Raw genomic sequence first — 15,641 nt, 5'->3', positions numbered from 1 at the left:
TTTATGCCACCTTGGTTAGTATCTTATCAGCAACAATTTAGTCAGCTACTAAACACTAATCAGTTAGCGCATGGCATTTTACTTACTGGTCCAGAAGGTATCGGTAAACACCTATTAGCCAACTGGCTGGCGGCATCTTTACTTTGTACTGCCCAAACCAAGCCTTGTGGTATATGCAAAAGTTGTTTATTACGTGAAGCGGGCAACCATTCTGACTTACTTATTGTCGACAGCTCTGGTACAAGCATAGGTGTTGATGCGGTGCGTCAGCTTAGTCAGTTTATGCAAGGTAGGGCGCAGCAGCAGCAAAATAAGGTAGTATTATTAGCTGACGCTAGCAAGTTAACCGAAGCTGCCGCTAACGCGTTACTAAAAACCTTAGAAGAGCCACCGCAAAATAGTTTTTTACTGTTGTTTAGCGCCAGTGGTAGCACCTTGCCGGCAACCTTGCTTAGCCGCTGCCAACAATGGGTAATAGCTGCACAGTATGGCGACGATATTCAGCGCTGGTTAGCGCTACATAGTAATCGCGCGGTGCCTGATTTCTTATTAGCTTACGCTGCAGGTGGGCCGCTAAAAGCCTTAAGTTTATTAGAGTCTGGTGAAGCGGATCAGTTACACGTGACTATTAATAGTTTGACGAAGTTTTTTAGCCAGCAAATAGTATTAGCCGATTGCGTAAAACAGCTAGAGGCAATTAGCGGATTAAGCCAGATTATCGGTTGGCTACTTCGCCAACAATTATTGCCTAGTTTAATTGGCCATAATCCGCAACGTGTTCTAGCAATACATCAGTTGTATAGCCGCTGGTGTCGTGACGAAATACAAATTTTAGGGCAGAATAAGCAGCTTGCTTTAAGTGCGTTTTTAATTGAGTTAAAACGACTGCAAGGTTAAGTGGAGTATTTATGGAAGAGCTAACAATAGGCTTCAATGATTTAAAAGATTTATACCGCAGCTATATGCCATTTTTAAAAACAGGCGGTTTGTTTGTTCGTACGCCAAGACAATATAAAATGGGCCAGTCGCTGGCGTTGAGCGTTACCTTACCTGATTCATTAGAGCCGATTGCCGTATCGGGTAAAGTAGCTTGGATCACGCCACATGGTTCGCAAAGCTCTAACCCTGCAGGTATCGGCGTTAGCTTTATTGATGATAAGTCGCAATTAGGTGCGCAGATAGAGAAGCTACTTGGCGGAATGCTAAATTCGGCTGATCCGACCCACACTATTTAAGCTGAGAGTATTATTTTGTTTGTAGATTCACATTGCCATCTTGATCGGCTAGAGCTAGATAAACTAGGGTTAACCCTTGAGCAAGTTGTCGATAATGCAAAGGCTGAACAAATTCAGCACATGTTATGTGTGTGCGTAAGCTTATCCGAATTTGAGCAAATGGCCCAAAGCGTTGCTCCATTTACTAATGTGTCTATATCTTGTGGCGAGCACCCGTTGCACCAGCATGACAAGGTAGACCCAGAACAGTTGTTACAGCAGTGTCAGCGAGATACTGTGGTTGCTGTGGGTGAAACAGGGCTAGATTATTTTTACTCACCAGAGTCTAAACTTAGCCAACAGGCTGCTTTCGTTAGCCATATTGACGTAGCTAATCAGCTCGCTAAGCCGTTAATTATTCATACCCGCGATGCTAGAGCCGATACCTTGGCATTAATGCGTAGCCATAATGCGGATAAAGCCAGTGGTGTTTTACACTGTTTTACTGAAAACTGGGATATGGCTAAAGCTGCACTTGATCTGGGTTTTTATATTTCAATTTCAGGCATTATGACGTTTCGTAATGCCACCGAGCTGCGCGATGTAGTTAAACGTTTACCGCTTGATCGTCTGCTAATAGAAACAGATGCACCTTATCTAACGCCAGTGCCGTTTCGTGGTAAAACTAACCAACCGGCTTATGTTAGCGCAGTAGCAAAGGCTGTTGCTGAGGTTAAAGGCGTAAGTCTAGACAGCCTAGCAAAAGCCACGACGGATAATTTTTATACGTTATTTAACTTAGTAAAACGAGTAGCCTAACGTTATAGGCCTAGATAAAAGTAGCCCGGAACTAATTTGCATTGTTCCGGGCCTAGGGGAATGGCTCATAGGGAATGAGCCGTGCGCTATCGTTACTACTACAAATGTTTTCAAGGTAAGATCCAGTCTAGTAAAGCAAAAAAAAATTGCTTACTAACGGTGATACTTAGATACCATTGAACTGATACGTTTTTTTAAATTTGCACCCAGCTTATCCTCAACTTATCCCCAGCTTGTTACGTGAAACCTGCTGTATTATTGAGTTGTCCCGACTTTAGTGCGCTAACATTTGTTGCGTCTTTTATTCGTTAAATGTATTGCTTCACTATTTTTAATGCTTATTTATTCTAAATTAAATCTGGTTTTATAAATTCAATTGTAAAGACAGCCAATACCAGCTCATATTTTTTGTAAAGCTGGATTCACATTTTTCCGTTGATTGTCGACAATATATACCTTGGCTTACTTGACTAAGCAGTTAAAAGCCTTTAAAACTATCGCATCTTTATTTTGTGTCGACAATTTATGACGGTACCGCATCCTTCATTACGTTCTCCTATTACTGCCGCTGATCGCGTGTTGCTAGAAGTGCAGCGCGCAATTGTTGAAGGTGAAATCGCTGCGGGTAGCAAAATTAGTGAGCCGGAGCTGGCAAAACGTTTTGATCTTAGCCGTGCGCCACTGCGTGAGGCTTTAGCGCGCTTAGAGCGCTGCCATCTTATTGAGCGTATTCCTAATGCCGGCGCTCGCGTAGTCAAATTGTCGACAAAAGGTTTGCTATCATTATATCAGTTACGCGAAACCCTTGAGGGTATGGCGTGCCGTTTGGCCGCAGAGCACATGGCTGATAGCGAAATAGCCGAATTGCGCCAATTACTCGATCAGCACTTAAGTACGCAGCGTGTGCGCGAAGGCGAAAGCTATTATCAAGAAGCGGGCGATCTGGATTTTCATTACCGCATTATCTTGGGCAGCAAAAATGACTACCTTATTAATATCCTGTGTGATGAGCTGTATTATTTAGTGCGTATGTATCGCGTGCAGCTAGGTATGAATGGGCCTCGGGTATCACGTGCATTTGATGAACATAAAGCTATTCTTAATGCCATTGCTAACCGTGATGGTGAACTTGCCGAATTATTAATGCGCCGCCATATAGCAGCGTCGCGGTTAAATATTGAAAAACAACTAGAACAAATGAGGACTTAACATGAGCACACTTACTGCCGGCCAAAAATTTCGCGCGGCTATTAAGGCGAATACACCGCTGCAAATTGTTGGCACAATTAACGCGTACACCGCTATGATGGCCGAGCGTACTGGCCATCAGGCACTTTATCTGTCGGGTGCTGGTGTGGCGAATGCCTCTTTTGGTTTGCCTGATTTAGGTATGACATCGTTAAATGATGTTTGTGAAGATATTCGTCGTATTACCGCCGCCACTAGCGTGCCGTTATTGGTAGATGCTGATACTGGTTGGGGTGGAGCATTTAATATTGCTCGTACGGTAAAAGAAATGACACGTGCCGGAGCGGCAGGATTTCATATTGAAGATCAGGTAGCGCAAAAGCGCTGTGGTCACCGGCCAAATAAAGAAATTGTGTCGTTAGACGAGATGGTTGATCGGGTAAAAGCCAGTGTTGATGCGCGTACCGACGAAAGCTTTTTTATTATGGCGCGTACCGATGCGTTAGCACAACAAGGCGTTGATGCAGCAATAGAGCGCGCTTTAGCCTGTGAAGCTGCCGGTGCTGATGCAATATTTGCTGAAGCTGTGCATACGCTAGAGCAATATCAAGCCTTTACCAAAGCATTAAAGGTGCCGGTATTGGCAAACATTACTGAGTTTGGCCAAACACCACTGTTTAATAAGGCCGAATTAGGTAGCGTGGGTGTGGCGATGGTGTTGTACCCATTAAGTGCGTTTAGAGCAATGAATAAAGCGGCGCTTAATGTGTATCAATCTATTTTAGCCAATGGCGATCAAAAAGCCGTGATTGACAATATGCAAACACGGGCTGAACTGTATGACTTTTTAAATTATCACAGTTTTGAAGAAAAGCTGGATCAGCTGTTTAGCAGCAAAACTAAATAAGCATTCTAAAGATAATAAGGACAAGATAATGGCAAATGCAAAACAGTTAACCGGCGCAGGTTTGCGTGGTCAGGTTGCAGGTAAAACAGCACTTTCAACTGTTGGTAAAACCGGTTCAGGTTTAACCTATCGTGGTTATGATGTTAAAGATTTAGCGGCGCACTGTGAGTTTGAAGAAGTTGCGCACTTAGTGTTAAAAGGCGAGCTGCCAAACATCGCAGAATTAGCGGCCTATAAAGCCAAGTTAAAAAGTTTGCGTAGCTTACCTCAAGCTTTAAAAGACGTATTAGAGCGTATTCCGGCTTCAGCGCACCCAATGGACGTTATGCGCACCGGTTGTTCTATGTTAGGTAATTTAGAAACTGAACAGAGTTTTGCGCAGCAGCAAGATGCTAGTGATCGCTTATTAGCTATTTTTCCAGGTTTAGTAAACTACTGGTATAACTTTAGCCACCACGGCAAACGTATTGACGTTGAAACGGCGGCAGAGTCTATTGCAGAACAGTTTTTATGGACATTACATGGTGAAAAGCCACAGGCGCTGCACACCGAAGTCATGCAAGCCTCACTTATTTTATATGCTGAGCATGAGTTTAATGCCTCAACCTTTACCGCGCGCGTTTGTGCTTCAACTCTAAGTGATATGCACTCGTGCATTACCGGTGCTATTGGTTCGCTACGTGGCCCATTACATGGTGGCGCTAACGAAGCGGCGATGGAACTGATTGAGAAAATGACCAGCGCTGATGATGCCGAGCAAAAGCTGTTAGGTATGCTTGAGCGTAAAGAAAAAATCATGGGCTTTGGCCATGCGGTGTATTCAGAGTCAGACCCACGTAACGCGGTAATTAAGCAGTGGTCAGAAAAGCTGGCCCAAGCCAATGGCGATACACTGTTATATGACGTATCAGTGCGCTGTGAAGCGGTAATGTGGCGTGAGAAAAAACTGTTCTGTAATGCCGACTTCTTCCACGCATCGGCTTATAACTACATGGGTATTCCTACTAAGTTGTTTACACCAATTTTTGTTTGTAGTCGTTTAACGGGTTGGGCAGCACACGTAATGGAGCAACGCGCTGACAACCGTATTATACGGCCAAGTGCTGACTATGTTGGTGTTGAACCACGTAGTGTTAAGCCGATTGCCCAGCGTTAAGTTGTGCCTTATTTAGCGTGGTATTTAGTTGCACCCATTTATGCTCGCCACAGCAACTCGTCCTTATGCCTTCGGCAGGACTCAGACACTCTGTGGCTGTGCTAAACGGGGGCAACTTCACTGTTAAACTAATAGCTTAACGAGATAAAGCCAAATCGGTTTGAACTAAGCCAACCCTTGTAGCCCTGGACGGGCGAAAAGGAGCCCCCAGGGATGGGTTTACGGCGTGTTGGTGTGGTCAAACCGATTTGAGCGTAACGCTTAACGTGAGAATTACTCATACACAGGTAACCATTATGAACAGCCAGTACCGCAAGCCCTTACCGGGCACTAAGTTAGATTACTTTGATACTCAAGCCGCGGTTGACGCCATTGAACCGGGCGCCTACGCCAAATTACCTTATACCTCACGTGTGCATGCCGAAAACTTAGTGCGCCGCTGTGATCCTGCTATGTTAACTGATGCACTAAAACAGTTAATTTACCGCAAGCGCGATCTCGATTTTCCTTGGTTTCCAGCCCGTGTAGTGTGTCATGATATTTTAGGCCAAACCGCATTAGTTGACTTAGCAGGCCTGCGCGATGCCATTGCTGAAAAGGGCGGTGATCCGTCAAAAGTAAACCCAGTAGTACCAACGCAGCTAATTGTTGACCACTCGTTAGCAGTAGAGCATGCGGGCTTTGAAGCCGACGCGTTTGAAAAAAACCGTGCGATAGAAGACCGCCGTAACGACGACCGTTTCCACTTTATTAACTGGACTAAAAAAGCCTTTAAAAACGTTGAAGTTATTCCGCCGGGTAACGGCATTATGCATCAAATTAATCTAGAGCGTATGTCACCGGTAATTCATTCGCTTAACGGCGTGGCGTTTCCAGATACTTTAGTAGGTACCGACAGCCATACACCGCATGTTGATGCGTTAGGCGTTATTGCCATTGGTGTGGGTGGTCTAGAAGCAGAAAGCGTTATGCTAGGCCGTGCCAGCTGGATGCGCCTGCCCGATATTATTGGTGTTGAGCTTACCGGTAAAGCACAAGAAGGCATTATGGCCACCGACATAGTGCTTGCACTAACGGAATTCTTACGCCAGCAAAAAGTGGTATCAAGTTACTTAGAATTTTATGGCGCAGGCGCAGATAGCCTAAGTTTAGGTGACAGAGCAACTATCTCCAATATGACACCAGAATATGGTGCAACTGCAGCTATGTTTGCCATTGACCAGCAAACGCTGGATTATTTAACCTTAACTGGCCGCGACGCTGAGCAAGTCAAGCTAGTAGAAACCTACGCTAAAGTGGCTGGCTTGTGGGCAGAAAGCCTAAAAACAGCAGAGTACGAGCGGGTACTTACGTTTGATTTATCAAGCGTTGGCCGCACTATGGCAGGCCCATCTAACCCGCATGCACGTTTAGCAACTAGCGATTTAACCGCTAAAGGTATTGCCGGTAAGTATATAATTGAAGACGGCAAAATGCCCGATGGTGCCGTTATTATTGCCGCTATTACTAGCTGCACTAATACCAGTAACCCGCGTAACGTTATTGCTGCCGGCTTGTTAGCGCGTAACGCCAATGCGAAAGGTTTAACCCGTAAAAGCTGGGTAAAAAGCTCATTAGCGCCAGGCTCTAAAACCGTAGAGCTGTATTTAAACGACGCCAAGTTATTAACTGAGCTAGAACAGTTAGGCTTTGGTATTGTTGGTTTTGCTTGTACCACTTGTAACGGTATGAGCGGTGCTTTAGACCCTATTATTCAACAAGAAGTGGTTGAACGTGACTTGTATGCAACTGCCGTATTGTCGGGTAACCGCAACTTCGATGGTCGTATTCACCCGTATGCTAAGCAAGCGTTTTTAGCCTCACCAGCACTGGTAGTGGCGTATGCTATTGCCGGTACTATTCGCTTTGATATTGAAAAAGATGCCTTAGGCTTTAACCCAGATGGTAGCGCTATTACCTTAAAAGATATTTGGCCAACCGATGCGGAAATTGATGCGGTAGTAAAAGCCAGTGTTAAACCCGAGCAGTTCCGTAAAGTGTACGAGCCAATGTTTGACTTAGCGGTAGATTACGGTGAGCAAATTAGCCCACTGTATGACTGGCGGCCACAAAGCACTTATATTCGTCGCCCACCTTATTGGGAAGGCGCGTTAGCAGGTGAGCGAACGTTAACAGGTATGCGTCCGCTTGCTGTATTGGGTGACAACATTACCACCGACCACTTGTCGCCATCAAACGCGATAATGCTAGACAGTGCGGCGGGTGAATACTTGCATAAAATGGGGCTGCCAGAAGAAGATTTTAACTCTTATGCTACGCACCGCGGTGATCACCTAACCGCACAGCGCGCTACCTTTGCCAACCCTAAACTAATTAACGAAATGGCCGTAGTAGATGGCAAGGTTAAGCAAGGTTCATTAGCGCGTATTGAACCCGAGGGTAAGGTTACCCGCATGTGGGAAGCCATTGAAACCTATATGCAGCGCAAACAGCCGTTAATCATTGTTGCAGGTGCCGATTATGGCCAAGGTTCATCGCGTGACTGGGCTGCTAAAGGCGTACGTTTAGCCGGTGTAGAAGCTATTGCGGCAGAAGGTTTTGAGCGTATTCATCGTACTAACTTAATTGGTATGGGAGTGTTGCCGTTAGAGTTTGCACCAGGTACCACACGCACTACGCTGCAGTTAGACGGTACTGAAACCTATGACGTAATAGGCGATTGCACACCACGTTCAACGGTTACCTTGGTTATTCATCGTACTAATGGCGAAACACTAAAGGTGCCAGTAACCTGCCGTTTAGACACCGCAGAAGAGGTGTCAATTTACGAAGCTGGTGGTGTGTTACAGCGTTTTGCGCAGGACTTTTTACAGGGTGCGGTTTAAGTGAGTCGGTTTTATTGTTGATTCAGGCTTAAGTTTAAGTTTTGGCTTTGGTTTAAGGCTTAGATTTAGGTCTAGGCTTTGGTTGCAACGCTCTGAACTGCTTGTCACAGCAACTCGTCCATGCCTACGGCAGGACTCAGACACTCTGTGACAACATTTCAGAGGTTCCAACCAAAGCTATATGCATCAGCGATGTGCAAAGTAGAGCCGATGTCCTGTTTTGTCGGCGCAGAGTGTTTGAGTGAACGCGCTAGCGTGAGCGAGTTGCTGCGACGAGCTAAATAGGACATCGGCTCGAACCTCTGCCTCAAACCACCTGTAAAGATAAATAAAATATAAACGATAACCGAGACTAATAGTTATGAGTGTTCCGCAAATTAAAATTCCTGCCACCTATATGCGCGGCGGCACCAGTAAAGGTGTATTTTTTAAATTAGATGACTTACCGGCCACAGCGCAACACGCTGGTGCAACACGAGACAATTTATTACTGCGCGTTATTGGCAGCCCAGACCCATACGGTAAACATACCGACGGCATGGGTGGCGCTACATCTAGTACCAGTAAAACCGTTATTTTAAGCAAAAGCAGCCAGCCTGAACACGATGTAGATTATCTGTTTGGCCAAGTAGCAATTGATAAAGCCTTTATTGATTGGAGCGGTAACTGCGGTAATTTAACCGCTGCGGTAGGCTCTTTCGCTATAAGTAACGGTTTAGTTGCCGCCGAGCGTATACCCGAAAACGGCCTATGTACCGTGCGTATTTGGCAGGCCAATATCAAAAAAACTATTATTGCCCATGTGCCCATTACTAATGGTGAAGTACAAGAGACTGGCGACTTTGAGTTAGACGGTGTTACTTTTGCCGCGGCCGAAGTACAAATAGAGTTTCTCGACCCTGCCGCCGACGAAGGCGAGGGCGGTGGTGCTATGTTTCCTACCGGTAACCTAGTTGATGATTTAGAGGTACCAGGTATAGGCACCTTTAAAGCAACATTAATAAATGCCGGTATTCCGACTATTTTTATTAATGCCGACGCTATTGGTTATACCGGCACAGAATTACAAGACGTGATTAACGGCGATGCTAAAGCCTTAGCTATGTTTGAAACTATTCGTGCTTACGGCGCAGTAAAAATGGGCTTAATTAGTGATATTTCTGAAGCAGCAGCTCGCCAGCATACGCCTAAAGTGGCCTTTGTTGCACCAGCTAAAAACTACATATCGTCAAGTGGCAAAACGGTAGACATAGCCGACATCGACTTACTAGTGCGCGCACTTTCAATGGGCAAGCTGCACCACGCCATGATGGGCACTGCCGCAGTTGCTATAGGCACGGCAGCGGCTATTCCTGGTACCTTAGTTAATTTGGCAGCTGGCGGCATTGAGCGTCAAGCTGTTCGGTTTGGCCACCCATCGGGCACCTTACGGGTTGGTGCAGAAGCTAAGCTGATTGATGGTAACTGGGCTGTTACTAAAGCCATTATGAGTCGCAGTGCTAGAGTATTAATGGAAGGCTGGGTACGCGTACCGGGCGATTGTTTCTAATTTAAGGTTATGCAAAAACAAAGGCGCAACAGCGCCTTTGTTTTTTTCAGCTTCGATAACATTATTCTGTAACGTTTAAGTATTCTAAATAGCGTGCTTTATCTAAAGTTTTAGGAAGGGCATTCCACAGCTGTTCTGATAGCTGCGGATAACGTTGATAAAAACTGTTACTCAACATCAAATAACCAAAACTTTGATGAATAGGCGGATACATTAATTGTATAGGCAGTAAATTAAGGTGATGTTCTTTCGCATCTAAACCATTAAGTTGACACAACATCGTAGTTGCATCTACCCGTTTTGATACTACAAGATCTAACGCTTTCTCTATAGAGTGCACCCCAATTATCACGGCGTTACTAGGCATTGGAATTGGCCGATAACCCAGTGCTCTGGCAACACTAAATTGTTCTGTTTTACTCTTTATTTTATCTGTTATTGGGTTGTCAAAGCGATGCGCTAAACATAAACCCAACTGATTAAATGCTCTATTGGTATCCGGTTCACCGTTAGCTAGTTTAGGGTAAACCGTATAATGCAGGCGCTCTGTTTCAACAGACGCAATTAACGCATCTATGCTGTTATCTTTTAACCCTTGTAAACAGCGTAACCAAGGTAAACGGATTAATTGCAAATTAACGCCAGTAGCCGCTGTAGCCGCACGCAGATGTTCTATTGATGCGCCCGGCAATTCGGCGACGTTGTTACTGTTGCCTGCGTAATAAGGCAATAGTTGTTTGTCTTCATAGCAAAAGGTTAGTGTCGCATCACTGTTAGAAACGACAGCTACTGGCTTTGGTGTTTTAGCGTAGCTGGCCGGCGTTATTATGGCCAATACCGTTAATAGTATTGGCAAGTAACGGCTTATATATGTGTTGTGAACTACTGGCATAACTAATCTACTACTCCGGTAACGCATTATTATACTAATTAATAGCTAAACACTTTTGCTACGCCACGAGAGCGCGGATCCGCTGCGGCCTCTACCTTACCCTCAGTTATTTTTATTGCCTGAATATCACCTAAGTTCCAGCTTTGCGTTTTAATGTTATAGCCTTTTGCTGTTAGTGCTTGTTGCACTTCAGTTGTTAACTGCGCGTAAGGCTCCATGGTTATTTGATCTTTAGGCAATAACTGGTGATGAAACCGCGGTGCGGCAACGGCATCGGTTAATGACATTTTATAATCATACACGTTATTTATAACCTGAAAAATAGAAGTGAAAATAGTAGAGCCGCCCGGGGTGCCTATTACCAATTCCACTTTATTATCTTTAACTAATAAGCTCGGTGCCATTGACGACAACATCCGTTTACCTGGCTCTATAGCATTAGCGCTGCCGCCCACCACACCAAAGGCATTTGGCACACCGGCTTTGGCTGAGAAATCGTCCATTTCATTATTCAGTAAAAAGCCGGCACCGGTGACTACTACGCCACTACCAAAATCAAGGTTAAGCGTATAAGTGTTAGATACCGCGTTACCGTGTTTATCTAAGATCGAAAAATGCGTGGTATGGTAGCCTTCAAGCCCGGGCTTTACATCAGCAGTTACTGATATCGCTTTACTATTAATTTCGCTGGCGCGTTTGTCTAAGTATGCCGCATCAAGTAATTGGTTTTGTGGCACGGTGGTAAAGTCAGGGTCGCCTAAGTAATCGGCACGGTCAGCAAACACGCGTTTTTCAATTTCAGCAATTAAATGTACATACTGGGTGCTATTAAGCGGCACGTCTTTAAAATCAGCATCGCGACGCTGCTTTAAGCCAAGTAACTGGCTAAGTGCAATGCCACCAGAGCTTGGCGGAGCTGGTGTAACCAACTGAAAATCGTGCCAAGCAGTTACTACTGGTTCACGCCACACTGCTTTATATGCCGCTAGGTCTTGCATAGTAATTAGGCCATTATTACGCTGAACTTGTGCGACCAATAGCTTTGCAGTTTCGCCTTGATAAAAATCGCTGGGCCCATGTTTGGCAATTCGGCTTAGCGTGGCAGCTAACTCGGTTTGCACAAAGTTTTCATTAGCGCGCATTTTGCTAAAATAGTCGGCAAAGTTGGTTTTACCGGCAAATTGCTCTAATACATCAGCGCGGTATTGATATTGATTTTCTGCAACGGTAAAACCAGCTTGTGCATACTGAATTGCCGGTTTTACTACCTCGGCCCAAGGTAGGCAGCCAAAGCGCTGGTGTGCTTGCCACAACCCCATAACAGTGCCGGGTACGCCGCTAGCTTTAGCTCCGATTAAACTTAAATCATCAATCACTTGTTTATCTTTATCTAAGTACATATCGCGATGCGCCGCGGCAGGCGCAGTTTCACGATAATCTAGGTAATAAGGTTTGCCTTCAAACCAAATGGTCATAAAGCCACCGCCACCAATGTTGCCCGCCTCAGGGTAGGTAACGGCTAAGGTAAAGGCGGTGGCTACGGCCGCATCAATAGCATTACCACCGCTACGCAGGATATTTTCTGCAACGATAGCGCCGTATTGATCCGGCGACGCTACCGCACCAGCGAGCTGAGTTTTATTCGGCTCAGCAAGGCTATAAAAACTGCTAAATATCAGGCTTAGAGTTAATAATAGGCGGTAGATCATGTCGCTCTCCAGTATTGATTTTGGCCAATGTAAACTAGGCGTGCTTTTAATTGCAAGGCAACGCTATGCTGCTTTACTTTAACTTTGCTTTTATAGAACACCTTTCAGACTAATTAGTAACAGCTTAGTGTAGGTTGTAATGCTTAAAATCGTCTCGAAATCCTTACGTTTATCATAAACGTGTTTGTGTCTAATAAGTCAATGATCCACATGTAGTTATTGTTCGTGCGTTATTTATATGGTTATTATGTAATTAAGTGTGTCAAAGAACACACTTAATTACATAATTATAAAATCCATCCATGGAGAACAATAGTGAATAAAAAAATATTTAAAACCACGTTAACAGCTGCCGCTGTTGCGATGTCTCTCGCTGCGTTACCTGCACTAGCGCAAGATGCATCGCGCGGTAATTTAGTCGGCCAATCGATTGATCAAAGTGGCCAAGTAGTTAGTGGCGTTGAAATTACCATTACTAACTTAGAAACAGGCTTGGTACGTAAAGTGTCATCAAGCGATAGTGGTAATTTCCGTTTCCCATTATTACCACCGGGTGCGTATTCAGTACAGGCAACAAAATCAGGTTTTGGTGTTGTAGCTGAAGAGAATGTTAATGTTCGTGTTGGTGGAAATACCAGTATGAATATTGTTATGTTAGCTGAGGGTGCTGTTGAATCTATTGAGGTGCGTGGTTCTCGAGTTGCGGTGCTTGATGCAACTTCGTCTGAGTCTCAATTGGTAGTTAGTCAAGAGTTTTTATCAAAAATACCTGTGCCGCGTGATTTAGCTTCTGTTGCTTTATTGGCACCGGGTACTACGCGTGGTGTATCGGCTTTTGGTAATTTGGCCTCATTTGGCGGCGCTTCTGTTGGTGAAAATGCTTATTATGTTAACGGTCTAAACGTAACTAATTTTAGAAATGGCTTGGGTGGCTCTGAACTACCTTTTGAAATGTATGAAACGTTTGAAGTTAAAACCGGTGGTTATTCTGCCGAGTTTGGGCGCTCAACTGGTGGTGTAATTAATGCAAAAACTAAATCAGGTTCAAATGATTTTCACGCAGGTGGCAGTGCCTACTTTGAACCATCATCACTGCGCGCGCATAGGCCTAACGTATATTTAACCGAGCAAGATGCTATTGACGAAAATGGCTCACCTTACTACATCATAAATAGCAATGATAAAATTGGTGAAACCAACGTTAATGCATGGGCCAGTGGTGCGTTGGTGCAAGATAAACTGTTTTTCTTTGGCTTAGTTAACTACAAAGCGCGAGACAGTGACTACTCCACGGATGTGTTATCTTATGAGCGTAGCGCTAGTGACGTGTTATATACCGCTAAACTAGATTGGTATATTACACCAAATCATATTGTTGAATTTACTGGGTGGGATAATACTAGTGATCTCGACACGAGTAAGTATGACTATGATTTCGCGACTGACACGCGAGCTGATCTATACGGTGATTATGTATTAGCACGCGGTGGTAAGTCGTATGCCTTGCAATACACTGGTATTGTAACTGATGACCTTACCGTAAGTTTGCTATATGGTGTAAATGAAGCCAACTATAGCAACATTAATGCCGGCAATAATGTTGTTGGTGTAGTTCATTCGCCTTCAGGTAAGCAATTTACGAAATACGGTTTAACTACGCCGTCTGTGATGGAAGACAAACGTACCGCGTATCGTGCCGACGTAGATTGGTATGTGCATGATGACCACAGCTTACGTTTTGGTTTTGACTATGAAAATATGGAAGCCGTCGAAGATACAAGCCGTGTTGGCGGGTCGTTATATCAATACCGTAATTGCGCAAATTTAGATGCGGTAGCTGCAGCCGATTTGCTCGCTTCTGACTGTGCGCGTGTTAGGTTTAATACCTATATCAACGCTGGTGCTTTTGAGACCAAATCTTACGCTTATTACATTCAAGATACTTGGCAAGTAACAGATAACATCGTTGCCCGTATTGGTTTACGTAATGAAACTTTTCAAAACTATAATAAAGCGGGCGATAAGTTTGTTGACGTATCAGACCAATGGGCACCGCGTGTTGGTGTAAGCTGGGATGTTAGCGGCGACGGTACAAGTAAAATATTTGCCAATTATGGCCGTTACTATCTACCCGTTGCAACCAATACTAATATTCGCTTAGCAGGTGATGAGCTCTATACGATTACCGAATACGATGTGCTTGGTATTAATAGTGATTTAACGCCAATTGTTAACCCAAATGCACCACTAAGTACGACAGTCTATTCTGATGGTACATTAAAAGGCACATTAGAAACGGTTAACGCCGATATTAAACCTATGTATCAAGATGAGTTTATTCTTGGTTATGAGCGTATGTTAGAGGATAACTGGACCTTTGGCGTGAAAGGCACCTATCGCGATCTAAAAAGCTCATTAGAAGACGTTGCCATCGACTATGGTTTTAATCAATATTTAGAGCAAGAGTTTGGTTCTTCATGCACCAATTGCAGTGGCTTTACTTATTATGTATTGACCAACCCGGGAGCGGCGGTTTCTATTACTACCGATCCTGATGGTGATGGCCCGTTAGCTTATCAACAGTACACTATTCCTGGTAACTTGTTGGGTTTCCCTGAAGCAAAACGTAGATATGCTGCTGTAGATTTAAATTTACGTCGTGCATTTGCCGATGATTGGATGATCGATGCCACCTATACTTGGTCTCATAGCTGGGGTAATAGTGAAGGTTTCGTGCGTTCAGACAACGGTCAAGATGACGGTGGTTTAACAAGCAACTTTGACCAGCCAGGCTTAGTTGAAGGTGCAAACGGTAATTTACCAAATGACCGTCGGCATATGTTTAAACTGCAGGGGGCTTATGCGTTTACGGAAGCTTTTAGTTTAGGCGCTAATTTCCGCTGGGAATCAGGTAGACCGCTAAGTTCGTTTGGTTTCCATCCTACAGATGCATTTGCATCGCAGTATGAAGCAGAATCATTTGTTAAGGATGGTCAAATGGTTAATCGTGGTTCAGAAGGCCGCACAGCTAGCAACTGGACACTAGATTTAACTGCTCGGTATCAGCTTAACTTTAAAGGTACCGATATTATATTACGTGGCGATGTGTTTAATCTGTTTAATAACTTAAAAGTGACTGAACGTAATCAAGTTAATGAAATTTATGCCGGTGAACGCGCTGATGGCGGTTTCGCAGGTGAGACAAGTGCGCTTTATGGCTTACCTACATCATTTCAAACTCCACGTTCAGTGCGTTTAAGTGCTGAAATTAAGTTTTAATAGTTAGACCATCAGTTTATTACGTGTTTTATTAAACTGATAA

The 15,641-nt window shown here is 44.3% G+C and carries 11 protein-coding genes; 9 read left to right on the top strand and 2 right to left on the bottom strand.

What is annotated here, in order from left to right; all coding sequences use genetic code 11:
* Window positions 1–3: 3 nt before the first annotated feature.
* The 8 genes from holB to prpF all read left to right on the top strand — a co-directional run bounded on the left by holB (window position 4) and on the right by prpF (window position 9,718).
* Entirely contained in the window at window positions 4–897 is an 894-nt protein-coding gene (gene holB / locus MN199_RS06405; RefSeq protein WP_335738821.1) for a DNA polymerase III subunit delta', read from the top strand.
* 11 nt (window positions 898–908) lie between these two features.
* Window positions 909–1,235, top strand: a complete 327-nt coding sequence (locus MN199_RS06400; RefSeq protein ID WP_132583571.1) for a PilZ domain-containing protein — start codon at window positions 909–911, stop codon at window positions 1,233–1,235.
* A gap of 15 nt (window positions 1,236–1,250) precedes the next feature.
* Complete coding sequence (locus MN199_RS06395) at window positions 1,251–2,033, top strand: TatD family hydrolase (RefSeq protein WP_132583569.1); 783 nt, start codon at window positions 1,251–1,253, stop codon at window positions 2,031–2,033.
* Between the two features lie 525 nt (window positions 2,034–2,558).
* Complete coding sequence (locus MN199_RS06390; RefSeq protein WP_132583567.1) at window positions 2,559–3,242, top strand: GntR family transcriptional regulator; 684 nt, start codon at window positions 2,559–2,561, stop codon at window positions 3,240–3,242.
* A gap of 1 nt (window position 3,243) precedes the next feature.
* Complete coding sequence (gene prpB, locus MN199_RS06385) at window positions 3,244–4,128, top strand: methylisocitrate lyase (RefSeq protein ID WP_335738820.1); 885 nt, start codon at window positions 3,244–3,246, stop codon at window positions 4,126–4,128.
* 28 nt (window positions 4,129–4,156) lie between these two features.
* Entirely contained in the window at window positions 4,157–5,284 is a 1,128-nt protein-coding gene (gene prpC / locus MN199_RS06380; protein ID WP_132583563.1) for a bifunctional 2-methylcitrate synthase/citrate synthase, read from the top strand.
* 296 nt (window positions 5,285–5,580) lie between these two features.
* Window positions 5,581–8,169, top strand: a complete 2,589-nt coding sequence (gene acnD, locus MN199_RS06375; protein WP_335738819.1) for a Fe/S-dependent 2-methylisocitrate dehydratase AcnD — start codon at window positions 5,581–5,583, stop codon at window positions 8,167–8,169.
* Between the two features lie 361 nt (window positions 8,170–8,530).
* Window positions 8,531–9,718: a 2-methylaconitate cis-trans isomerase PrpF gene (gene prpF / locus MN199_RS06370; RefSeq protein ID WP_335738818.1), complete on the top strand. Its 1,188-nt coding sequence runs from the start codon at window positions 8,531–8,533 to the stop codon at window positions 9,716–9,718.
* A 61-nt stretch (window positions 9,719–9,779) separates the two neighbouring features.
* Here the strand turns inward: prpF and MN199_RS06365 are convergent, their stop codons facing one another.
* Both MN199_RS06365 and ggt read right to left on the bottom strand, forming a co-directional pair.
* Complete coding sequence (locus MN199_RS06365) at window positions 9,780–10,610, bottom strand: amino acid ABC transporter (protein WP_335738817.1); 831 nt, start codon at window positions 10,608–10,610, stop codon at window positions 9,780–9,782.
* 38 nt (window positions 10,611–10,648) lie between these two features.
* On the bottom strand, window positions 10,649–12,319 hold the full coding sequence (ggt, locus tag MN199_RS06360; RefSeq protein WP_335738816.1) for a gamma-glutamyltransferase: 1,671 nt from the start codon (window positions 12,317–12,319) through the stop codon (window positions 10,649–10,651).
* Window positions 12,320–12,634: 315 nt separating this feature from the next.
* Between ggt and MN199_RS06355 the strand changes: the two genes are divergently transcribed.
* Window positions 12,635–15,598: a TonB-dependent receptor gene (locus MN199_RS06355; protein WP_335738815.1), complete on the top strand. Its 2,964-nt coding sequence runs from the start codon at window positions 12,635–12,637 to the stop codon at window positions 15,596–15,598.
* Window positions 15,599–15,641: the final 43 nt, after the last annotated feature.

The sequence above is a fragment of the Rheinheimera metallidurans genome (genome assembly GCF_036983985.1).
GTDB lineage: Bacteria > Pseudomonadota > Gammaproteobacteria > Enterobacterales > Alteromonadaceae > Alishewanella > Alishewanella metallidurans.
This window is presented reverse-complemented; position numbering and strand designations above follow the sequence as displayed.

Coding starts and splice junctions, on each gene's coding strand:
- holB (WP_335738821.1), top strand. CDS start 4: ATGCCACCTTGGTTAGTATCTTATCAGCAACAATTTAGTCAGCTACTA.
- prpF (WP_335738818.1), top strand. CDS start 8,531: ATGAGTGTTCCGCAAATTAAAATTCCTGCCACCTATATGCGCGGCGGC.
- MN199_RS06390 (WP_132583567.1), top strand. CDS start 2,559: ATGACGGTACCGCATCCTTCATTACGTTCTCCTATTACTGCCGCTGAT.
- prpC (WP_132583563.1), top strand. CDS start 4,157: ATGGCAAATGCAAAACAGTTAACCGGCGCAGGTTTGCGTGGTCAGGTT.
- ggt (WP_335738816.1), bottom strand. CDS start 12,319: ATGATCTACCGCCTATTATTAACTCTAAGCCTGATATTTAGCAGTTTT.
- MN199_RS06365 (WP_335738817.1), bottom strand. CDS start 10,610: ATGCCAGTAGTTCACAACACATATATAAGCCGTTACTTGCCAATACTA.
- MN199_RS06400 (WP_132583571.1), top strand. CDS start 909: ATGGAAGAGCTAACAATAGGCTTCAATGATTTAAAAGATTTATACCGC.
- acnD (WP_335738819.1), top strand. CDS start 5,581: ATGAACAGCCAGTACCGCAAGCCCTTACCGGGCACTAAGTTAGATTAC.
- prpB (WP_335738820.1), top strand. CDS start 3,244: ATGAGCACACTTACTGCCGGCCAAAAATTTCGCGCGGCTATTAAGGCG.